Below are 21773 nucleotides of genomic sequence, written 5' to 3' on the forward strand. Positions count from 1 at the left end.
AGCCCGCGATAACCTTGGTTGGTTTCGTGTGGTGGGTTGCGAAGTGTCCCGTGTATACGTGTCGGTGGTTATAGCGGTGGGGTCACGCCCGGTCCCATTCCGAACCCGGAAGCTAAGCCCACCTGCGCCGATGGTACTGCACCTGGGAGGGTGTGGGAGAGTAGGTCACCGCCGGCCAATAACATGGTTTGAATGATGAGACCGTTGTCTTGATGTGGTCCCCAGTGGGGGATCGTGTCGGGGCAACGGTCTTTTCGTCGTTTCCGGACAATCAACGTTCCATGAAAGCCCGGAGATTGCCCAGCGCCTCCCGAATGGTGCTTTCACGTTTACAGAAGCCGAATCGGGCAAGATCGCGCCACCGCTCGTCGTCGACGTCGGCGACGAACGCGGTCACCGGAATGGCGGCCACGCCGGCCTTCTCCGGAAGTGCCATGCACGTCTCCAGTGCGTTGCCCAGGCCCAGCGGAGAGATGTCCGCCACCACGAAATAGCCGCCGTCGGCATCGTGGACGTCCAGCCCGAGCTCGCGCAGCCCGTCCACGAGGACGTCACGGTTCGACGCCAGTTCCGCGGCCATTTCCTCCACCCAGTCGACGCAGTCGTTCAAGCCCACGGCGACCGCCGGCTGCACGTGGGTGACGCCGACGTAGCTGAGGAACTGCTTCGCGATGGTCACGGCGGACACCACTTCGGGGCATCCGAGCACCCACCCCGTCTTCCATCCCGTCACGTTGAAGGTCTTGGCGGCCGAGGACACGATGATGCACTTGTCCCGCATGCCCTCGACGTCGGCGATGGAATGGTGCGGGTGGCCGTCGTAAAGCAGACGTTCGTAGACCTCGTCGGCCAGGACGAAGGCACCGGAGCTGTGCGCGGCGTCGGCGACGGTCGCCAGTTCGGCGGGGGAGAGGATGGTGCCCGTGGGGTTATGCGGGGTGTTGATGATGATCATCGCCGTGTCGTCGCGGACGGCGGCCTTCAGCGCGTCTCCGTCGAGGCGCCAACCGTCCGGGCCCGGCACCAGCGGCACGGACGTCCAGGTGGCGTCGGCGAGCGCCAAGGCGGCGCGGTAGGAATCGTAGAAGGGCTCGATGAGCACCACGTGCGCCCCGGGCTCCACGAGGCCCAGCACCGCCGCGGTGATCCCTTCCGTCGCGCCCACGGTGACCAGGCATTCGGTCTCGGGATCCCACCGCTGCCCCAGGCGCCGCTCGCGATCGGCGCAGATGGCCCGACGCAGTTCCTCCGTCCCGCGCCCCGGCGCGTACTGATTGTCGCCGCGGCGGATGGCGGCGACGGCCTCGTCGAGCATCGGCTCGGGGCCGTCCTGATCCGGGTAGCCCTGCCCGAGGTTGATCGCGCCGGTGGTCTTGGCCAACCGGCTCATGGTGGCGAAGATCGTCTCGCCCAGCGGGCGCAGCCTGCGCACGGTCGGGTCGAAGGTGCCGCTCGGATCGGGGGCGTCGTCGTGGATTCCGGTCATGGGCTCGACGGTAGGCGAATCCCGCGGCCTGATGTGCCGGATGGCCGTCCGGCGGCGGGGTGCTGGCACAATGAGCCGCATGAGTGAACCGATCTCCGGCTTCGACGCCCGCCCCGACTACGACCCGGCGAGCGAGGGCTTCACGCCCGTGACCACCGACGAGGGCAAGCTGCGCCAGCTCGTCGACTACTTGGCCGAGCACGTCTCCGCCTACCGCGTTTCGGCGCCCGTCCCGTGGACCGGCACTCTCGACGAGATCCGCGCCGCCCGCGCCGCCGCCAACGATCGCTCCGCGCGACTGCCGGACGCCATCGTGCACGCCTCGATGCTCGTCCTCGGCGCCGGAGTGGACCATACGCTGCCCTTTGTCGCCTTCGATGGCGCCGACTGCCGCATCGAGGACCTCGACGCCGACGGCGTGCCCGTGCGCGTGTTCGTCCCGTCCGACCCGACTGGCGCGGTGGTCGTCGCCGCCCACGGCGGGGCGTGGTGGATGGGCGACGGCACCGCCCGCGACGGATCCTTCGGGCCGGATTGCGCGGCGCTGGCGCAGCGTTCGGGCGCGGTGGTCGTGGACGTGGACATGCGGCTGGCGCCCGAACATCGCATGCCGGCTGCCGCGGAGGATCTCGTCGCCGCGGTGACGTGGGCCCGCACGGCTCCGATCCCCGAGATCGCCGCCGGCGCCCCGGTGGTCCTGTGGGGACGGTCCTCGGGCGGGCACGCGGCGTTCCTCGCGGCCAAGATGCTTCACGACGCCGACGCGGACGTGACCTCGCTCGCGCTGACGGCCCCGTCGCTGGATCTGCGGGGGCGCGGCACGGACATGCTCGAGGCGATCTTCGGCCACGCGGATGCGACGGATTCTTCGGTGTCGCCGGCCCTCGGCGACGCGTCGTGGCTGCCGCGGCTGCACGTGCAGACGGGGTCCGAGGACGACACGGTGGCCGGCGGGGACGTGATCGTCGCCAAGCTGAAGGAAGCAGGGGGAGCGGCGACCATGTCGGAGTTCCTGGCCACGCACTTCGTGGCGGTGCCCGCAGTGCAGCGCGAACGGATCACCGACCTGGCCCGCCACATCCTCGACGCCACGGGCACGGCCCGAGAGCTGCCCGGCGACCCGTCCGGCGACTACGACAAGGACGCCATCGACCGGGCCAACGAGGAGTCCTGGGGCCGCTGAACCTGCCGCTCGAGCCCCGGGACGGGGGTCAGAGTTCCAGCAGGTCGTATTTGGTGGCGCGGACGTCCGGGACGCGGTCCAGGTTGTCGCGCAGCAGCCGCCAGTCGCCCTCGGGGATGGAACGCTCGGCGTTGCGGCGGGTCCGGGACGAGGGGGTCGCCCACGCGATCGGCACCGGGGTGATCTGGTCCCAGTGATCGCGGCCGCGGCGGTGCTTGCCGCCGACGGCCACCGACGGCACGCGGGCGCCGACCGTGCGCGGGGTGCCGGAGACCTTGGTCACGGTGCGCAGGGCCAGCGCGTGGCGGGGCTCGGCGCCCTCCTCGGAGGCGGTGTTCACCAGCGCCATCAGCGTCATGGTGCGCGGGCCGACCTCGGCGATCATCGCCGGCGCCAAGGGCCACGAGTCGTACAGGTCCTGCGGCGTGCCGGTGGTGCCCGGCAGCGTCAGCGCCACCCACGCGCACATGGTGCCGAAGGTGATGGCAAGGATGCCCAGGAACAGCCCCGCCCCCGACGTGCCCAGCAGCCACAGGGCCAGCGCACCGCCGCCCCACAGGAGCACGGCCATGATCGCGGCGGACAGGCGCAGGCGCTTGCCGTCCCGGAAATACTCGTTGTTGGCGTTGTTGTGGGCTTCGTCGACGGTGAAGTCGAAGCTCATCGGGGGATCCTCTCCGGGATGATCGGGTGGCCTGCGGGTTCCACTACAGGGTATCCCCGGGCAGCGTGGGGCCGAGCAGCTCGTCGGCGTCGGCGATGCGGTAAGCGTAACCCTGCTCGGCGAGGAAACGCTGCCGGTGCGCCGCGTACTCGGTGTCCAGGGTGTCGCGGGCGACGACGGAGTAGAAGATCGCCCCGCCGCCGTCCTTCTTCGGGCGCAGCAGGCGGCCCAGTCGCTGGGCCTCCTCCTGCCGGGACCCGAAGGTTCCCGACACCTGCACCGCCACCGCCGCTTCGGGCAGGTCGATGGAGAAGTTGGCGACCTTCGACACCACCAGGGTCGTCAATTCGCCGGACCGGAAGGCGTCGAAAAGCTCTTCTCTTTTCTTGTTCGGCGTCTTGCCGTCGATGACCGGGGCGTCCAGGGCACGGCCCAGCTCTTCGAGCTGGTCCAGGTAGGCCCCGATGACCAGGGTCGGCTCGCCCGGATGGCGCGCCAGGAGCTTTTCGACGACGGGGATCTTCGTGGGCGACGTGGCGGCGAGGCGATAGCGGTCCGCGGCCTCGGCGGTGGCGTAGATCATGCGCTCGGAGTCGGTCAGCGTCACGCGGATCTCCACGCAATCCGCCGGCGCGATCCAGCCCTGCGCCTCGATGTCCTTCCACGGCGCGTCGTAGCGCTTCGGGCCGATGAGGCTGAACACGTCGCCCTCGCGGCCGTCCTCGCGCACCAGCGTCGCCGTGAGCCCGAGTCGGCGGCGCGACTGCAGGTCGGCGCTCATGCGGAACACCGGCGCGGGCAGGAGGTGGACCTCGTCGTAGATGATCAGGCCCCAGTCGCGGGAATCGAACAGCTCCAGCGCCCGGAACTCGCCCTTCGTCTTGCGCGTGACCACCTGGTAGGTCGCGATGGTCACCGGGCGGATCTCCTTGCGCTCGCCGGAGTACTCGCCGATCTCGTCCTCGGTCAGGGACGTCCGGCGCAGCAGCTCGTCGCGCCACTGGCGGCCGGCCACGGTGTTGGTGACCAGGATGAGGGTGGTGCGCTGCGCGTCGACCATCGCGGCCGCGCCGACGATGGTCTTGCCCGCGCCGCACGGCAGCACCACGACGCCGGAACCGCCGTCGCGGAAGGAATCCGCCGCCTGGCGCTGGTAATCGCGCAGGTCCCACTCCTCGTGCTCGCCGACCCACTCCAGCGCGTGGGCCTCGCCGTCGACGTAGCCGGCGGTGTCGCCCGCCGGCCAACCGACCTTGAGCAGCTCCTGCTTGATGCGGCCGCGTTCGGAGGGGTGGACCGTCCACGTGTCGGCGTCGATCTCTTCGCCGAGCATCGGCCGGATCTTCTTGTGCCGCGTGATCTCCGCCAGCACGGCCGGATCCTTGGACTCCAGCACCAGGCCATGGGCCGGATGCTTGCCCAGCGTCAGGCGGCCGTAGCGGTCCATGGTCTCCGCGACGTCGATGAGCAGCGCCTGCGGCACCGGGAACCGCGAATACTTCTCCAGCACGTCGACGACCTGCTCTGCGTCATGGCCGGCGGCGCGGGCGTTCCACAGGGCCAGCGGCGTGATCCGGTACGTGTGGATGTGCTCCGGGGCCCGTTCCAGCTCGGCGAAGGGCGCCAGCGCCGCACGGGCGGCACCGGCGTCGTCGTGGTCGATCTCGAGCAGGACGGTCTTGTCGGACTGGACGATGAGGGGGCCGTCGCCGAAGGACACGGGGCATCACCACTGCTTCCGTTGGGAATCTCGGGGCGCGCACCGGCCGTCCGGGCCGAAACGCGCCAAAACCCCATTATGACCCCGCTTCGCTCACGCGTCGAGGACGACCTCCGTCACACGGTGCAGCAGGAACCGCAGAACCTGCCCGGTCGCCGGATCGACGGCGTCGACCTGGCCCCCGGACACCGTGACCGGGCGGACCTTCCGGCGCCCCGCGCGGCCATTGCGGTCGACGAACCCGATGGTCACGTCCGACCCCGACCGTGCGGCCCGGTGCAGCAGCGCCTGCGCCGCCGCACCGGTGGCCGGGTCGTCGTCCATGTCGATGCGCGTGCCATCGCCGGTGTCGGCCGCACGGTCCCCGGCCTGGATCGCCTGCAGCGCCTGGCTGATGCGGCCGTCGTCGGCGCGGGCCGGCGGGGCCGGGCGGCGCGGCGCCTCCGGGACGCGGTGGGGCCGCGGGCGCAGATCCAGGGCGGCGCCGAGCGGGTCCTCCGCGATGGCGGACAGCCCGGCGTCGCGCAGCGCCGCGATCATCGCCGGCGGGGCCACCTGGGCGATGGCCACGGTTTCCGCCAGCCGCCGCAGGCCCAGGTGCTCGGCGATCGGATCCGCCATGACCTGGGCCAGCAGCGCCGGGTCCTCGCACCGCAGGTACGCGGCGGCCGGGCCACCGCGCAAGCGGCCGTGGCGGCGGGCGACGTCGTCGATCAGGTAGGTCACCGACTGCGGCACCTCGCCGATGGCCCGGTCGGACAGGAACCCGTGGAGATCGGCCACCGACGTCCCCGCGTCGAGAGCCCGGCGCACCGACTCCTCCGAGATCCGGTGGACGCTGGCCAGCCCGGGGGATTCGAGGTCCGTGAAGGATTCCAGCGTTTCCAAAAACGTCCCTTCGGCGGGGCCCGGCACCAGCAGCGTCAGGTCGGCCTGCACGATGAACTGCGTCGCGGGCTTGGGCAAAAACGCGGCCAGGGCACCGGCCAGATCATCGTCGTGAAGCGCTCCCGCCTCGCCCACCTCGCCGGCCGCCGCGCGCCCGGCACCCGAGGCGCCGGCGCCGATCACGGAGCCCGCGCCGCCGCCGACCGGTGCGGCCAACCCCAGGACGGCGAACTCGGAGAGGATCTCCGCCAGGACGTCATCGGGGCAGTGCGACGAGGAAATGGGGCGGTGCGACGCGAAACGCGCGCGGACATCGGCGATGCCGGACCCCGGCTCCACGCCCTCGCACAACAGCCGCAGCAGGCGGGTGCGCAGCTCCGGGGCGCCGGCGCGCCGGGCGTCGGGCGACAACAGCGCCAGCGGTTTTCCGGCCGGCCCCTCCGCGCCGACCATCCACGGCGCCTCCTCGGATGCGAGCCACCCGGTGATCAGTCGGGCCCATCGTTGGGCGGCGGGTTCCTCCAGGAACGTGTCCGCGAGAACGGTGGGGGCGAGGTAGTCGCCGCCGGAATCGTCCTCCGGCAGCGGTCGCGGGGTGCCCACGTGGATGAGGCCCGCCGAGGCGGACATGGCGACCACGCGGGCCAGCCCCGCATCGCCGACCCCGAGCGATTCGACGAGCCGGCGGTGCTCCCGCACCCCGATGGTGCCGTCCTTCAACGTCGGCGCCGCACGTTCGCCGAGCAGCTCCAGCAGGGCCCGCACCTGGCGCAGCAGCTCGAGGGCGGCACCCGCGGCCGCACCGTCGACGTCGCGCATCTCCACCGTGGCGACCGCGCCGGGGCGCAGCATCGGCGGGCCGTCCGGGGGAACGGTGCCGCGCAGCAGAGCGCGGACCCGTCCGGGCAGACGCACCGTCGCGTCGTCGATGCGCTCGAGCAGTCCCGCCCCGATGAGCCGCGGCACCGGCAGCGACGGGTCGGCGTCCTCCGACGCATCGCGGGTGGTGCCCAGGCCGCCGGCCTCCGCCAGCGTGCCCAGCAGCTTCTTCTGCCGCTCGTCGGCCGCGTCCAGGGCCGACCGCAGCTCGGCCACCGATGGTTCCCCGGGGCGCGGGATCAGGCGCCAACCGGGCGGCAGCGCCGCGACGGCTTCGTCGGCGACCATCAAATGGTCCTCCCAGTCGTCTGCGGACTTGCGGGTCGACCGGCCGCTGAAGGCGCCCGCCCCGCCCGGGCCGTCGCCGTGGATCAGGGCGCGGCTCCGCAGGCCGTCGAGGGCCTCGCGCGCATGCGCGATGGTCGGCCGGTCCTTCGCGGGCACCCCCGCCGCCGCCAGCGAAGAACGGAGTTCGTCGACGACGTCCGCCGCGCGGACCGGCTCGGCGTCCCCGCCGAGGTCGATCGCGGCTTCGAGCACCCCCAGCTCGAGGGCGTCGAGGTCGGCCAGCGCGCGATGCACCGACGACCTCAGCTGCAGGCGCCCCGCCAGGGCGTCGGAGGACCGGGGCGGGGGACTCAGCGCATCGGGGCGGTTGCGCAGCACGTCGGCCAGGAATCCGTCTGAACGGGCGGCGAGCCAACGGCGGAACGGGGGGAAGGGGGTGGCGTGGGTCATCTCCGCTCCCACATTAGTCCCGGGAAAGGTGACTGGCGTCGCCGTTTCTGAGATGATGATGAGCATGGCTAACGTTCAGAAGAAGAACCAGTACGTTGATCCGGGCTGGCCGCAGGACCTCGCTCCGGGCGAGCACGCCGTCACCGAGTTCGTGGGCCGTTTCGCCGGCGCCGATTCCCCCTACGGCGAGACCGTCTTCCCCGTTCCGGTGGAGACCCTGGATTACGTCCACCCGACGACCATCATCAACAAGTAGTACGGGGCCCGCGTTCGCGCGGACCGGCCCGATGGGCGATCCGGTGCCCGGATCGCCCATCGGGCTTTCGTCGTGCCCGGGGACCGATCATCGACCGTGGCGCGCCCCGCGCATGAAAGAACCCGCCTCCCGGTGAAACCGGGGGCGGGTTCTTCGCTTCTCGCTGCAGCGGCGCAGGCCGGCTCGGGAAGAGGGCTTAGTTGAACGAGGGGACGCCCGGGATGGACGGCACGTTGCCCAGGAGCTGGCCCAGGACCTCGTTGTAGACGCCGGTGACGTCGGTCGGCAGGGCGGCGCCCTGCGCGGTGGCGATGGTGCGCGCCTGGTTGAGGATGGAGTTCAGGTCCTCGATGGAGCGGGCGCCCTGCAGGTCGGCGACGATGCCCTGGATGGTGGCGTCGTCGAGCGCCGGGGTGGCCGCCGGGGCCTGCGACTGGCCGCCCTGGGCGCCGGCGTAGTTGGCGCCGCCGCCGGTGCTCGGGTGCGGGCGGTCGGTCGGGCCGGAGGTCAGGCCGAGGGAGGCGGAGCAGGCCGGCCAGGCGCCCCATCCCTGCTGGGCCAGGACCTTCTCGGCGACGTAGATCTGCTCGATGCGGGAAGCCTTGTCGGCGGTCGGGGCGAACTCGCCGCCGCCGAAGCCGTTCCAGGTGCTGGCCGCGAACTGCAGGCCGCCGTGGTAGCCGTTGCCGGTGTTGATGTGCCAGTCGCCGCCGGACTCGCACTGCGCCAGGCGATCCCAGTCGGAGTCCGGGGCGGCGGTGGCGGTCGGGGCGGCCATCGCGGCGCCGGCGCCGAGGATCGCGCCGGTCAGGGCGACCTTGGCGGAGGTGGAGACGAAGCTGCGGTTCTTGGAGGCGTGACGAGCCATGTTTGCGGGTTTCCCTCTCGTTGATTTCGGTGATTCGCCGTCGGGGTTAGCTGTCGGGTTCGGGCGGAAGGGATGCCCGGCGGACGCGTCGCGTCCGGCTTCACCCCAGGGATCGCGGCCGGCACGGTGATGTCCGTGCCGTCCGACCCGTCCGGCTGTCGCCGGTGGGTTCCCCGACCCCGTCTCGATCGGATGATTCCATGAAGTTTTCGCTGGCCCGGCTCTCCGTGGTGCCGCCCTGGACGGGGTTGGGCGATGGGCGGCGGAGCTGCCATGGGTGCGTCGTGTGTGCACGCTAGCGGTTGGTAACGGATTAGTCACGTTAATCGGGGCGGTCGGGTTGCGGGTCGTTTTCGTCGAAAAGCAGGTGCTTGACGACGTTCTTCCAGGTGGCCCGCCGTTTTGGGGTGCATGTGGCGGATGTTGCCGGGCCGTAATGTGAGCAAGGTCACGTTACCGTGCCGTTATCTGCGGGCGGTTTCGGTCGTTCGGGTACAATCGGGTCTTTCTGGACGGGTCTTTCAACATGCGAGAGAAAGGTGGCCCCGGTGCCCATCGGCAAGGTCAAGTGGTACGACAAGGATCGCGGCTTCGGCTTCGTGTCCAACCCCGGCGGGGAGGACGTCTACGTCGGCCATGCCGTGCTGCCCGAGGGCGTCGAGGAACTGGTCAAGGGCCAGCGCATCGAATACGACTACGCCGACGGCCGCCCCGGCCCCCAGGCCCTGCACATCACCGTGCTCGAGGAGGCCCCGCGCGTCGCCCGCGGCGGTGCCGGCGGCCGCCGCCCGGCCAAGCGGCACTCGCCGGCCGACCTCAACGGCATGATCTCCGACATGATCTCGATGCTCGAGTCGACCGTCCAGCGCGACCTGCGCGCCGGCCGGTACCCCGACCGCAAGGACGGCCACCAGATGGCCGAGGTCCTGCGCGCCGTGGCCCGCGAGCTCGACCACTAGGGCCGGAACAATCTAGTCCCGCGCGGCGCCTTCGTCGTTCACGATCGACCACGTGATGCCGTAGGGGATCTCCTCGCCGGAGTCGTCGACGCCGATCACGGTGGTGGAGACCTCGACGACGCCCAGCGGGGTGCGCTCGCCGTTGACGGAGGCCGAGCCCGCGATGGTCTCGGTCTTCGCCTGGCCCGGCTCCTTCTTGTCCGCGGAGTTGACCGACTCGTCGGCGTAGAAGCGCTGCAGCGTCCACGTCACCGACGACACCTCGTCGGCGACCTCGATTTCCGCGGTGTCCTCGGGGCCGAGGGACACGTTCGCCGTGGCTCCGTCGTCGGTGGTGCAGGCGCCCTCGCCCCGGGCGAACATGTCGCACACGCGGTAGGGCCGGACCTCGATCTCCTCGCCGCCGACGCGCACCTTCATGGTCAGGGCGGCCGGGTCGTCGACCGTGCCGTCGTTGGCGCGGTCCAGGACCAGCACCAGGCCCGTGATGATCAGGGCGACCGCGACGATCACGCCGATGATCCGCCACGTCTTCTTGTTGGCCAGGGCCGCCACTGGATGCTCCTCGGGGGTCGTTCGGGAAAGTCGTTCAAACCGCGGGTCAGTCTAGCGGCCGGTCACCCCGCATCCGTGAAACGGACCTCGAACAGGGTCGGCCAGTACTTGCCCGTCACCAGGAAATGGTCCGTGCCCGGGACGTGCGCGATGCCGTTGAACACGTCCGCCTTCGCGCGCGCCTCCGGGGACAGCGCGTCGACCAGCGGGGTCGCGTCGGCGAAGCCGGTGACCTCGCCGGTGGCGGGATCGATGCGGACGATGTCGTTGGTCCGCCACAGGTTGGCCCACACCTCGGGGCCGTCCGGGCCGTCGACGCATTCGAGTTCGTTGAGGTTCTCCACGCGCAGCCCGTCGGCGAGCACCTCGACGCGGCCGGTCTCGGCGAAGGTGGCCGGGTCGCGGAAGGTCAGGGTGCTCGACCCGTCCGACATGACCAGGCGGCCGGCTTGCTCGCACAGTCCCCAGCCTTCGCCGGAGTAGGAGGCGCGGCGGGTCTCCTCCAGGGTCGCGGCGTCGCGGGCGAAGGCGACGCCGCGCTTCCACGTCAGCTGCCACACCGTGTCGCCGGCGCGGGTGATGCCCTCGCCGAAGAACTCCGGCGGCAGCTGGTGGCGGTTCTCCGCCGGCGAACCCGCGCGCCAATCCCGGATCCGCCAGATCGCCGACTCCCCGTACTGGCCCGTGCCCACGAGCAGGGAACCGTCGTCGTCGATCTCCAGGCCCTGCGTGAACGCCGAATCGTCCCACGGGTGCTCGGCCACGACCTCCAGGCCCAGGCGCGGCACGTCGATGCCGGCGGACGTCTCCGAGGCCGCCGGCGTGGCGGAGGACTCGTCGGAAAGCCCCGGCCCGGAGCAACCCGAGAGCAGGGCGAAGACGGACAGGAGGCCGGCCGAGGCGGCCTTGGCGCTGGGCTTCATGGCCTCCACTCTAGAATGGCCGGTGTGACAGACAACCGACGACGCCGTTCCCGTAATCGCCGCCGCCCCGGCGGCCCCCTGCTGGGGAACCGGGCCGTCGACATCGCCCGCTGCGCCATCGACGACATGGACGAGGGCCCCGCCGGCGGCCACGTCGGGGTGAACGTGACCCACCCGGGGGTGGCGGTGCACCGCTTCGCCGCCGACCTGCCCGGCTACCGGGGCTGGGAATGGCACGTCGTGCTGGCGTGCGCCCCCGGTACCGACCACATCACGGTCAGCGAAGTCGCGCTCGTCCCCGGCGACAGCGCCCTGCGCGCGCCCGAGTGGGTTCCCTACGAGGAGCGGCTGCGCCCCGGCGACCTCGGGCCCCGGGACCTGCTGCCGCCGGCGGTCGACGATCCCCGCTTGACGACGGCCGACGCGGAAGACCGTGAACTGACCGAGGAAGGACTGCGGTTAACGGCGCAGCGCTGGCTCGACGGCGACACCGGGCCCCACGGGGAATTCGCGGAGGAGGCCCTGCGCCACTGCGGCACGTGCGCCTTCTTCATCCCGCTGGAGGGCCCGCTGGGCGCCGACTTCGGCGCGTGCGTCAACGAATGGGCCTTCGACGGCGACGTCGTCCACGTCGACCACGGCTGCGGCGCGCATTCGGCCACCCCGGAGGTCACGGGGGCGGGCGCGCCGGGCGGCGAGGCCTACGACGACCAGGAGATCGTCGAGCGGGCGGATCTGCGCCGGAACTGACCTGCGGGGCGGGCCCGGGGCTTTCGTGTTGCCCACCGGGGGTCGGGGGTGCGATTCTGAGAGGCGCATTAACGATTCCCGGCCGCCTCGACGACCCGCGGCGGCCGCCCTTCCAGACGGGAGCGCAAGCGAATGGCCGAATCCAAGGTGGACCCGGCGGAGCCGAAGGGGCCCGCGACGGCGCCCCGCACGGGCCCCACGTCCGCGATCGACCGATACTTCAGCATCACCGAACGCGGTTCCTCGGTGGTCACCGAGGTCCGCGGCGGCGTCGTCACGTTCTTCGCGATGGCGTACATCATCCTCCTCAACCCGCTGATCCTCGGCGGCATCGAGGACGTCGAGGGCACGGTGCTGTCCGTGCCGCAGGTGGCGGCCATGACGGCCTTCGCCGCCGGCGTCATGACCATCCTCTTCGGCGCGTGGGCGAAGTACCCGTTCGGCATCGCGGCGGGCCTGGGCATCAACACGCTGGTGGCGGTGACGTTCGTCGCCAACGAGGGCCTGACGTGGGCCGAGGCCATGGGCCTGGTGGTCATCGACGGCATCATCATCGTGGCGCTGGCGGTGTCCGGTTTCCGCTCGGCGGTGTTCGAGGCGATCCCGCCGTCGCTGAAGGCGGCGATGGCGGTGGGCATCGGCCTGTTCATCTCGATCATCGGTTTCGTCGACGGTGGCCTGGTCCGCCGCATCCCGGACGCGGCGGGCACCACGGTGCCGGTGCAGCTGGGCGTCGGCGGCCACATCACGTCGTGGCCGACGGCGGTGTTCGTGCTGGGCATCATCATCTGCGGCGTGCTGGTGGTGCGGAAGGTGCCGGGCGGCCTGTTCATCGGCATCGTGGTCAACACCATCATCGCGCTCATCGTCGAGGCCCTGACCAAGTCGGGCCCGTCGTTCCAGGACGGCGAGCCGAATCCGGGCGGCTGGAACCTGGCCGTGCCGGGCCTGCCCGACGGCATCGGCGGGTTGCCGGACATGTCGCTGCTGGGCAACTTCGACATGTTCGGCGCGTTCGTGCGCCTGGGCGTCATCGGCGCGACGATGCTGGTGTTCACCCTGGTGCTGGCGAACTTCTTCGACGCCATGGGCACGATGACGGGCCTGGGCAAGCAGGCGGGGCTGGCCGGCGAGGACGGCGTTCTGCCGGGCATGAAGCGCGCCCTGGTCGTCGAGGGCCTCGGCGCCGTCGTCGGCGGCGCGTCGTCCTCGTCGTCGAACACGGTCTACGTCGATTCCGCCGCCGGCATCGGCGACGGCGCGCGCACGGGCCTGGCCAACGTGGTCACCGGCCTGCTGTTCCTGCTGGCGATGTTCTTCACGCCGCTGTACGAGATCGTGCCCATCGAGGCCGCGGCCCCGGTGCTGGTCATCGTCGGCGCGATGATGATGGCGCAGATAAAGGAGATCGACTTCTCCCGCTTCGACATCGCGCTGCCGGCGTTCATGACCATCGTCATCATGCCGTTCACGTACTCCATCGCCAACGGCATCGGCGTCGGCTTCGTGACCTACGCGCTGCTGGCGCTGTTCTCGGGCCGCGCCCGCGAGGTCCATCCGCTGCTCTACGTCGTCGCCGCGCTGTTCCTGGTGTACTTCGGCATCGAGCCGGTGTCGGCTCTGCTGGGCGCGTAGATGAGTTCGCCCCGGCGTATCCGCGTCGCCGATCCCGCGGATGCGCGGCTCGACGAGGTCCGCGATCTCAACCGCTCCGATTCCCGCCCGGATCTGCCGGGCGGCAAGGGGCTGGTCATCGCGGAGGGGTCGTTGATCGTCCCCCGTCTCGCGGGGTCGCGGTTTCCGTTGCGCTGCATCGTGGGCACGTCCCGGCGCCTGGATGCGCTTGACGACGACCTGGCGTCCGGCCCGTCCGCCGCGCGGGCGGCGGCGCTGTCGGTGCCCTGGTTCGAGGTGGACCGCCCCGTGTTGGCGGAGGCCGTGGGATTCGATCTGCACCGGGGACTCTTGGGCGTGGCCGACCGCGCCCCCGAGCCGTCCGTCGCCGATGTCGTGGCTGGCGCCCGGACGCTGCTGGTCCTGGAGGGCGTCGGCGACCACGAGAACATCGGCGCGATGTTCCGCAACGCCGCCGGCATGGGCGTCGACGGCGTGCTCTTCGGCGCCGCGTGCGCGGATCCGCTGTACCGCCGCGCCGTGCGCGTGTCCATGGGGCATGTCCTGCGCACCCCGTTCGCCCACTTGCCGGGCACGACCACGACGTGGCAGCGGTCGTTGGATCAGCTGCGCGACGAGGGCTTCCGCATCGTGGCGATGACGCCGGGGGAGGGGTCCGTGCCGTTGTGGGAGGCCATGGCGGCGGAGAAGGTCGCGATCCTCGTCGGGGCGGAGGGCCCCGGTTTGACCGAGCACGCCATGCGCGCCGCGGACGTCCGGGCCCGCATCCCCATGGCGGAGGGCACCGACAGCCTCAACGTGGCCACCGCCGCGGCGATCGGCTTCTACGAGCGATTGCGCTTCTGAGCCTTCGCCCAGGCCCTGCGGCCCAGGTCGCGGAGGCCCGCGCCGAATGAGCGGGCCCCGTCCGCCGCAGCGCGGCCGGCCCGCCGGAAACCACCGGAGGCGTCGTCCGGGGCGCGCGCCGAATGGTCCTCGTAGTCGTCGTAATCGACGGCGCCGGCGGCGGCGTGGTGAAGCTCCGCGGATGACCGCTGCCGCTTCGGGGCCGCCGGATCCTGCACGGACGCGCGGCGCCCATCGACGGCGAAGGCGCTGACGGGGATGTCCGGGCCGGGGTCGGCGGGATCGAAGCCCAGCCACCCGGTGGCCGCGGCGTCGGCGAGCTCCGCGGGGACGAAGGGCATGGCCACGCCCCGCGCGAGGGGCGACCCGGTGCCCGTCGCGTCTTCCGGTGTCTCCGGTTCCTCGGGCCGGCGGCGGCCCGCCCAGAAATCGCCCTCGAAGACCTCGGGGACCCCGGTGTCCTCGATGATGGTGAAACGAGTGGCCGAAAAGGCCCGCTTGAGTACGCCCGCCCGCCAATGGGCGAAGGCCCCGAACCCGGTGACCGGATCGGAGGAGAAAACGTACACGTCCGTCGCCGCGATGCCCCGCAGATAACGGTCGGGCAGCTGCGACGGGCGGGAGACGTCCTCGAGGACCGTCTGGACCACCGCGAGACCATCGAAACCGCCGATGTAGAACTCGCCGGGGCCGGCCGGCGCCGAACGGTTCAACGGGAAATCGCCGATCGGCGTCACCGTCAGGCGCGGATCCAGCAGGGCCAGGTACTTGCGGCCGAAACCCCGGTCATGGCCGGGCTCGGCGACGAGCACGTCCAGCGGCTGCGCCGCGGTGACGAACCAGATCGTGGCGACGCCCGCACGCGGCCCCCGAATCGCGTTCATGTTCTATGCCGTCACTTCCGGTCCGTGGGGCGGACCCCGAGCAGCACGTCCTCCCACGACGGCATGACCGTCTTGCGGCGCCGCTTCGGAGCCGGATCGTCGTCGGGATGGCGGAGGAAATCGTCGTCGTGCGCGTCGTCGATGTCCGAATCAGCCGCATCCGCGTCCGGAGCGGCCGGGGACTCGTCGAACGCCGGTGCCGGGCGCAGACCCGGGGCACCGTCGTCGACCGCGGAAAGATTGCGGCGGGGACGGGCGAAATCGGGATCGACCAGTTCCGCGGCGATGGTGTTGCGCGCCACGGTCGACGCCGACGCGCCCTCCGCGTGGAACGCCCACTCCGCGGTGGTGGTCGAATGGCCGGCGGACCAGGTCACGCCGATGATCCACTGCCCGGCCGGATCACGCCACGCATCCCATTCGGAGGTCGACAGGTCCAGGCCGCGCGCGGCGAACGCGGTGGCCAGGATCTCCCACAGGGACAACTGCGCCGGCCCGTCCGCGCGGCGCGGCCGCGACTGCTTGCCCAGCTCGGCGATGCGGGCCCGCTCGGCCAGCACGGGGTGGGCGAACGGCTCGATGCGGCGGGCGGGCATGCCGGTGAGCTCGATCAGCTCCTCCACCGACGCCCCGCCGCGGACGCGATCCTGGATCTCCCTGGGGCGCAGGACCATGCGCGGCTCCGACGGCTCGACGACCTTCGGCTCCGGTCGCGCGGGAGAATCGGCGGGGTCTGCGGCAGAGTCGTCGGCGGCAGCGTCCTTGGCGACAGAGTCGGCAGCCTCGTCCGTCTCTTCGTCGGCGGCTGCGCCGACCGCTGCGTCTGCCGCGGAATCGGCGCCGGTCTCCGTCTCACCGTCTGCGGTGGCATCCGCGGTGGCATTCGCGCCGCCATCGGCGCCGGCCGCTTCGGATTCCGCGGTGCCGCCGGTCTTCGCCGGGCCGTCGGAAAGCCCCGACGCCGACGTGAGCATGTCGAGCAAATCATCGGTGACGGGCAGCACGAAACGCTCTTCGTCCCCCGTGCCGGCATCCGCGGCGACGAGGATGATGGTCCCCGGCTCGCCTGCGTCCGCGATGGGCTTCAGTTCCCGCATTCGAAAACCTCCTGGGGATGGCCGCCGTTTACTTTCCCCCATGCTAAACGACGAAACCCCCGCCACGCCGCCATCGGGATGATGCGGCGTGTGGGGGTTGCGCTCGAGCCGGGCGACCGGCCTCTGCGTGCTGGTTACGCGGAGGCGTGGCCGTTGTCGAGGATCCAGTCGATCGCGCCGGTCAGCTTCTTGACGTCCTCCGGATCGATGGCCGGGAACATGCCGATGCGCAGCTGGTTGCGGCCCAGCTTGCGGTAGGGCTCGGTGTCCAGGATGCCGTTGGAGCGCAGGATCTTGGCGATCTTCGCGGCGTCGACGTCGTCGGCGAAGTCGATGGTGCCGACGACCAGCGAGCGCTTGGCGGCGTCCGCGACGTACGGGGAGGTCTCGGCGCGGCCCTCGGCCCAGTCGTACAGGTGCGACGAGGACTCCGTGGTGCGGGCGACCATGCCGTCCAGGCCGCCGTTGTCGTTCATCCACTTGACCTGGTCGGCCAGCATCAGCAGCGTGCCGACGGCCGGGGTGTTGTAGGTCTGGTTCTTCAGCGAGTTGTCCACCGCGGTCTGCAGGTTGAGGAACTCGGGGATGAAGCGGTCCGAGGCGTTGATCTTGGCGATGCGCTCCAGGGCGGCCGGGGACATGGCGGCCAGCCACAGGCCGCCGTCGGAGGCGAAGCACTTCTGCGGGGAGAAGTAGTAGGCATCCGCCTGCGAAATGTCGACCGGGAGGCCGCCGGCGCCGGACGTGGCGTCGATGGCGACGAGCTGCCCCTCGGACCCGGCGGGGCGGGTCACCGGGACCATCGCGCCGGTGGAGGTCTCGTTGTGGGCCCAACCGATCAGGTCGACGCCCTCTTCGCCGGCGACGACCTCGGGGGCCGAACCCGGCTCGGCCTCGATGACCTGCGGGGCATCCAACCACGGCGCCAGCTTGGCGGCCTTGGCGAACTTCGACGAGAACTCGCCGAAGGACAGGTGCGCCGACTTCTTCTCGATCAGGCCGAAGGCGGCGGCGTCCCAGAAGGCGGTGGCGCCGCCCAGCGACAGGATGATCTCGTAGCCGGCGGGCAGCGAGAAGAGATCGGACAGGCCCTCGCGGACCTCGCCGACGACGTTCTTCACGGCCGGCTGACGGTGCGACGTGCCCATGATGCCGGTGGCGCCGTTGACGACGGCCTGGATCTGGGACGGGCGGACCTTCGACGGGCCGCAGCCGAAGCGGCCGTCACCGGGGAGGAACTCGGCGGGCAGGGAGGGGAACTGATCGCTCATGTGGGCGCAACCTTTCGGTGGGTTATGGACCACCTAGACTCTATCGCCCCGCGTGCGGGCGGGTCACGGGCGGGGGATCGCCCCCGAAACCCCCGCGGCGGGTGAAGGGGCGGAGGGGGCCGTCGGGTGTGGCGAAAAGGACTTTGCAAAGTTCACATTTTGTGAAGGTTGCGAAGTCAAATCTGTGCAAAATGAATCGACCTGGAGCTTGGTGTTTCCGGTGCTGCGGCCCTGGTCCGGTGCTTTTCTCCCCAAAGGGGGAGGTGGAGGGCACGTGGGGCGGGCGGTTGCGGGGCGGAACGTGCCCGTCGTGGCGGGAATGGGGGATAACTGTGGGTTGACCTGGCTAAACGTGTTGTTGCCCCATGAAAGCAAGTTCTATATGCTGGCCGCCATGCTTCCGTGGGCACAGAACTGCGGGGGTAAGGGTGTTGTCGCCCTCACATTCTTTGCTAGAGTGTGTCGCAATCCACTGCTGGCGGTTGAGTATGGCTCGGCCGGGTCCTGGTGTGAAGCGGGCGAAGATGTTGCCCGCCGATCAACACCGGGCACCGTCCGCGCGTCCCGAGGGGCGCGCGGATAGTGTGGGCCGTGGCCGGCGAGACAACGCCGGATTGCCTGAACGACACATTTTCAGCGAAAGGGAAGTTGTGGCTACTGAGAACAACAAGGCCGTGCTCCACTACCCGGGTGGCGAGTTCGAGATGGACATCGTCAAGGCCACCGAGGGCAACGACGGCATCGCGATCGGCAAGCTGCTCGCGGAGACCGGTCTGACCACGTTCGACCCCGGCTACACCGCCACGGGTTCGACGACGTCCGCGATCACCTACATCGACGGCGGCGCGGGCATTCTCCGCCACCGTGGCTACCCGATTGAGCAGCTGGCCGAGAAGGCCACGTTCAACGAGGTCTCCTACATGCTGATCAACGGCGAGCTCCCCACCAAGGAGCAGCTGGAGAAGTTCAACTACGACATCCGCCATCACACCCTGCTGGACGAGGACTTCAAGAAGGCCTTCTCCATCTTCCCGCGCGGCGCGCACCCGATGGCCACCCTCGCCTCCTCGGTCAACATCCTGTCGGCCTACTACCAGGATGAGCTGGACCCCTCGAACCCGGAGCAGCGCGAGCTGGCCACCGCCCGCCTGATGGCGAAGGTGCCCATGCTGGCCGCGTACGCCTACCGCGCCTCCAAGGGCCAGCCGTACCTGTACCCGGACAACTCGCTGAACGCGCGCGAGAACTTCATGCGCATGATGTTCGGCTTCCCGTCCGAGAAGTACGAGGTCGACCCGGTGCTCGTCGACGCGCTCGACAAGCTCCTCATCCTCCACGCCGATCACGAGCAGAACTGCTCCACCTCGACGGTGCGCATGGTCGCCTCCTCCGGCGCCAACATGTTCGTCTCCATCGCGGCCGGCATCAACGCCCTGTCCGGCCCGCTGCACGGCGGCGCCAACCAGGCCGTCCTGGAGATGCTCGAGGACATCAAGAACAACCACGACGGCGACGCGACCGACTTCATGAACCGCGTCAAGAACAAGGAGCCGGGCGTCCGCCTGATGGGCTTCGGCCACCGCGTGTACAAGTCCTACGACCCGCGCGCCGCCATCGCCAAGAAGACGGCCCACGAGGTGCTGGAGCACCTCGGCGGCGACGAGCTGCTGGATCTGGCCATGAAGCTCGAGGAGATCGCGCTGGCCGACGACTACTTCGTGCAGCGCAAGCTCTACCCGAACGTCGACTTCTACACCGGCCTGATCTACCGCGCCATGGGCTTCCCCACGGACTTCTTCACCGTCCTGTTCGCCCTCGGCCGCCTGCCGGGCTGGATCGCCCACTTCAACGAGCAGGTCACCGACCCGGCCTCGAAGATCAACCGTCCCCGCCAGATCTACACCGGCGAGAACGAGCGCGACTTCCCGGCCCGCGAGGACCGCTAAGAGTCCCCGCCACGGCGTCAACGCCCCGTCCGGCCACATGGCCGGGCGGGGCGTCGTCGTCGGGAGGGTCGCCCACCGCGGGGCGAGAGTGCATTAGACTTCGCGGGAAGAAACCATCCGACGCAGTGCATGCGGATGCCCCGCATCCGGATGCGACCACACGAGGAGATTCACCATGACGAAGCCCGAACTCGGCGCCAAGTCCGGCCCGGCCCCCACCGATCTGGTCATCAACGACATCACCGTCGGCGACGGCGCGGAGGCCACCCCCGGCGCCCGCGTCGAGGTCCACTACGTGGGCGTCGAATTCGAGACCGGCGACGAGTTCGACTCGTCGTGGAACCGCGGCCAGTCCATCGAGTTCCCGCTCAACGGCCTCATCGCCGGTTGGCAGGAGGGCATCCCCGGCATGAAGGTCGGCGGCCGCCGCGAGCTGATCTGCCCGCCGGAGAAGGCCTACGGCCCCGCCGGCGCGGGCCACTTCCTGTCCGGCAAGACCCTGGTCTTCGTCATCGACCTGCTCGACGTCAAGTAGACGGTCCCCGGCAATCGCAAGGGGCCGGCCGACGGAACTTCCGTCGGCCGGCCCCTTTTTTTCGCGTGCGCTGCTTCCCGCGCGCGGCTCGACGAGCGCTACGTGCCGAGCGCGAACTCCCGGTAGTGGGCGAAACGCTGCTCGCGGCCGACGCGCTCCGGATCCGTCTCCAGCGTCCACAGGGCATGGCCGATGGCACCGAGGACCCGGTCGACCAAGTCCGCGCCGTCATCCGGTTCCGCGATGAGTTCGTCGACCACGCCGGCGTCGAGAAGCGCTTCCGCGGCCACGCCCTGGGCCTCCATCATCTCGGGGGCGTGCTCGGTGTCGCGGTGGATGATGGCCGACGCGCCCTCGGGGGGAAGCGGCGACAGCCACGCGTCGTGCATGGCCAGGGCACGGTCCGCGGGCAACATGGCCAGCGCGCCGCCGCCGCAGCCCTGGCCGAGGATCACGGACACGGTGGGGACGCGGACGTCGAGAAGCGCGGTGAGGGTCCGGGCGATCTCGCCCGCCATGGCGTTCTCCTCGGCGTCCTTCGTGAGCTCGGCGCCCGCGGTGTCGATGACGGTGACCAGGGGGATCCGCAGGCTTTCGGCCAGCCGGATCGCCCGCTGGGCGAACCGCAGCGAACCCGGGCCCATCGGGTCGGGGCCCAGCGGCGGCTGCTGGTGGCGGTCCTGCACCACGAGGATGACGGGGCGGCCGACGATGCGGGCCAGCACGGCCCGCACGGCACGGTCGCTCTCCCCGTCGCCGGTGCCGGACAACGGCACGGAGCGGTCCTCGAGGGCGGCGAGGATGTCGCCGCCGCCCGGCCGCGAGGGCTCCCGGGTGCGCAGGATCGACTCCCAGGCGCTGCGGCCGTCGGGGACGGCGTTGGGCGGCGGGGCCGGTTCGGCGGTGTCGACGTCCGGCATGAGCACGTCGACGGTGCGGCGGACGGAACCGCGCAGGCCCTCGGGCGAGATGACGCCGTCGATGATGCCGCGCTCGAAGAGGTTCTCGGCGGTCTGCACGCCCTCGGGGATGCCGGTGCCGGTGGTCAGCTCGACGACGCGGGGACCGAGGAAGCCGAGTAAGGCGCCAGGCTCGGCGAACGTGAAGTGCCCGGAGGATCCCCACGACGCCATGACGCCGCCGGTCGTGGGGTTGCGCAGGTACACGAGGAAGGGCAGGTGCGCGTCCTTGTGGCGGGCGACGGCGGTGGTGATGGACACCATCATCGCGAACGCCGGGGTGCCCTCCTGCATGCGCGTGCCGCCGGAGGTCGGCGACAGCAGCAGCGGCAGCCGTTCGGCGGTCGCGCGCTCGATGCCCCGGATGATCCGGCGGGCGGTGGCCGCGCCGATGGAGCCGGCCAAGAAGGAGAACTCCGAGCAGATTACCGCGACTCGGCGGCCGCCCACTTCGCCTTCGCCGGTGAGCACGGCCTCGTCGACCCCCGACTTCTCGCGAGCCCGCTCCAGCGTGACGGCGTAGTCGGCGCCGATGTCGCCGTAGTCCGGCGGGGTGTCCCAGCTGAGGTAAGTGCCCCGGTCAATGACGGAATCGATGAGTTCGCGCGCGCTCGTTCGTGACATGTCTCCAGGTTATGCCAAGGCTGCGGTCTTCGTGCCGGTCCCGCGCACGCCCCGGGTGAGCTGCGCCGCCCTCGGGAACCCGGATCCGGGAAACCTGGATAATGGGG

Annotated in this window: 19 protein-coding genes, 1 rRNA gene and 1 riboswitch; of the genes, 9 read left to right on the forward strand and 11 right to left on the reverse strand. The window is 70.8% G+C overall.

What is annotated here, in order from left to right; genetic code table 11:
- The first annotated feature begins 60 nt into the window (after positions 1-60).
- Positions 61-177 (forward strand): 5S ribosomal RNA (gene rrf, locus CX1_RS00005).
- 94 nt (positions 178-271) lie between these two features.
- Here rrf and CX1_RS00010 read toward each other — a convergent pair.
- Complete coding sequence (locus CX1_RS00010) at positions 272-1486, reverse strand: aminotransferase class I/II-fold pyridoxal phosphate-dependent enzyme (RefSeq protein WP_046651014.1); 1215 nt, start codon at positions 1484-1486, stop codon at positions 272-274.
- Between the two features lie 79 nt (positions 1487-1565).
- Here CX1_RS00010 and CX1_RS00015 point away from each other — a divergent pair, with 79 nt between their 5' ends.
- Positions 1566-2669, forward strand: a complete 1104-nt coding sequence (locus tag CX1_RS00015; protein WP_060925112.1) for an alpha/beta hydrolase — start codon at positions 1566-1568, stop codon at positions 2667-2669.
- A 28-nt stretch (positions 2670-2697) separates the two neighbouring features.
- Here the strand turns inward: CX1_RS00015 and CX1_RS00020 are convergent, their stop codons facing one another.
- The 3 genes from CX1_RS00020 to CX1_RS00030 form a co-directional block, all read right to left on the reverse strand.
- Positions 2698-3333 carry a DUF3239 domain-containing protein gene (locus tag CX1_RS00020; protein WP_046651012.1) on the reverse strand — a complete coding sequence of 212 codons (636 nt, stop codon included), beginning with the start codon at positions 3331-3333 and terminating at the stop codon, positions 2698-2700.
- A gap of 43 nt (positions 3334-3376) precedes the next feature.
- On the reverse strand, positions 3377-5053 hold the full coding sequence (locus CX1_RS00025; protein WP_060925113.1) for a DNA repair helicase XPB: 1677 nt from the start codon (positions 5051-5053) through the stop codon (positions 3377-3379).
- Between the two features lie 93 nt (positions 5054-5146).
- Positions 5147-7558: a helicase-associated domain-containing protein gene (locus CX1_RS00030; protein ID WP_082719034.1), complete on the reverse strand. Its 2412-nt coding sequence runs from the start codon at positions 7556-7558 to the stop codon at positions 5147-5149.
- A 64-nt stretch (positions 7559-7622) separates the two neighbouring features.
- Here CX1_RS00030 and CX1_RS00035 point away from each other — a divergent pair, with 64 nt between their 5' ends.
- Positions 7623-7814: a hypothetical protein gene (locus CX1_RS00035; RefSeq protein WP_046649974.1), complete on the forward strand. Its 192-nt coding sequence runs from the start codon at positions 7623-7625 to the stop codon at positions 7812-7814.
- 196 nt (positions 7815-8010) lie between these two features.
- On the opposite strand, the gene CX1_RS12705 is transcribed toward CX1_RS00035, so the two are convergent.
- Positions 8011-8682 carry a transglycosylase family protein gene (locus CX1_RS12705; protein WP_082718938.1) on the reverse strand — a complete coding sequence of 224 codons (672 nt, stop codon included), beginning with the start codon at positions 8680-8682 and terminating at the stop codon, positions 8011-8013.
- A 20-nt stretch (positions 8683-8702) separates the two neighbouring features.
- Positions 8703-8887, reverse strand: a riboswitch (cyclic di-AMP (ydaO/yuaA leader).
- A gap of 343 nt (positions 8888-9230) precedes the next feature.
- Between CX1_RS12705 and CX1_RS00045 the strand changes: the two genes are divergently transcribed.
- Positions 9231-9641, forward strand: a complete 411-nt coding sequence (locus CX1_RS00045; protein ID WP_046649972.1) for a cold-shock protein — start codon at positions 9231-9233, stop codon at positions 9639-9641.
- A 12-nt stretch (positions 9642-9653) separates the two neighbouring features.
- Here CX1_RS00045 and CX1_RS00050 read toward each other — a convergent pair whose 3' ends face one another.
- A complete protein-coding gene (locus tag CX1_RS00050) occupies positions 9654-10196 on the reverse strand; it encodes a DUF2771 family protein (RefSeq protein WP_240452536.1) in 543 nt (180 codons plus the stop codon).
- Positions 10197-10258: 62 nt separating this feature from the next.
- The gene (locus CX1_RS00055; protein WP_046649969.1) at positions 10259-11119 is read right to left on the reverse strand and encodes a glutaminyl-peptide cyclotransferase; all 861 of its coding nucleotides are present in this window, start codon (positions 11117-11119) and stop codon (positions 10259-10261) included.
- 15 nt (positions 11120-11134) lie between these two features.
- Here CX1_RS00055 and CX1_RS00060 point away from each other — a divergent pair, with 15 nt between their 5' ends.
- The 3 genes from CX1_RS00060 (at position 11135) to CX1_RS00070 (ending at position 14350) form a co-directional block, all read left to right on the forward strand.
- Positions 11135-11869, forward strand: a complete 735-nt coding sequence (locus CX1_RS00060) for a DUF3027 domain-containing protein (protein WP_046649936.1) — start codon at positions 11135-11137, stop codon at positions 11867-11869.
- 132 nt (positions 11870-12001) lie between these two features.
- Positions 12002-13504, forward strand: coding sequence for an NCS2 family permease (locus CX1_RS00065; protein WP_060925115.1), 1503 nt, complete (start codon positions 12002-12004; stop codon positions 13502-13504).
- Positions 13505-14350 (forward strand): TrmH family RNA methyltransferase, encoded by an 846-nt coding sequence (locus CX1_RS00070; protein ID WP_060925116.1) that lies wholly within the window; start codon positions 13505-13507, stop codon positions 14348-14350.
- On the opposite strand, the gene CX1_RS00075 is transcribed toward CX1_RS00070, so the two are convergent.
- The 3 genes from CX1_RS00075 to serC form a co-directional block, all read right to left on the reverse strand.
- The gene (locus CX1_RS00075) at positions 14329-15234 is read right to left on the reverse strand and encodes a DUF6928 family protein (RefSeq protein ID WP_060925117.1); all 906 of its coding nucleotides are present in this window, start codon (positions 15232-15234) and stop codon (positions 14329-14331) included. The genes CX1_RS00070 and CX1_RS00075 overlap by 22 nt on opposite strands.
- An 11-nt stretch (positions 15235-15245) precedes the next feature.
- Positions 15246-16331: a septation protein SepH gene (gene sepH / locus CX1_RS00080; protein ID WP_046649935.1), complete on the reverse strand. Its 1086-nt coding sequence runs from the start codon at positions 16329-16331 to the stop codon at positions 15246-15248.
- 134 nt (positions 16332-16465) lie between these two features.
- Positions 16466-17602, reverse strand: a complete 1137-nt coding sequence (gene serC / locus CX1_RS00085; protein ID WP_060925118.1) for a phosphoserine transaminase — start codon at positions 17600-17602, stop codon at positions 16466-16468.
- A 650-nt stretch (positions 17603-18252) separates the two neighbouring features.
- Here serC and CX1_RS00090 point away from each other — a divergent pair.
- Together CX1_RS00090 and CX1_RS00095 are read left to right on the forward strand one after the other, a co-directional pair.
- On the forward strand, positions 18253-19548 hold the full coding sequence (locus CX1_RS00090) for a citrate synthase (RefSeq protein ID WP_244465423.1): 1296 nt from the start codon (positions 18253-18255) through the stop codon (positions 19546-19548).
- A gap of 175 nt (positions 19549-19723) precedes the next feature.
- Positions 19724-20083 (forward strand): FKBP-type peptidyl-prolyl cis-trans isomerase, encoded by a 360-nt coding sequence (locus CX1_RS00095; protein ID WP_046649934.1) that lies wholly within the window; start codon positions 19724-19726, stop codon positions 20081-20083.
- 98 nt (positions 20084-20181) lie between these two features.
- Here CX1_RS00095 and CX1_RS00100 read toward each other — a convergent pair whose 3' ends face one another.
- Positions 20182-21666 (reverse strand): carboxyl transferase domain-containing protein, encoded by a 1485-nt coding sequence (locus tag CX1_RS00100; RefSeq protein WP_046649933.1) that lies wholly within the window; start codon positions 21664-21666, stop codon positions 20182-20184.
- Between the last annotated feature and the right edge of the window lie 107 nt (positions 21667-21773).

The sequence above is a fragment of the Corynebacterium xerosis NBRC 16721 = ATCC 373 genome, assembly GCF_001552415.1.
Lineage (GTDB): Bacteria > Actinomycetota > Actinomycetes > Mycobacteriales > Mycobacteriaceae > Corynebacterium > Corynebacterium xerosis.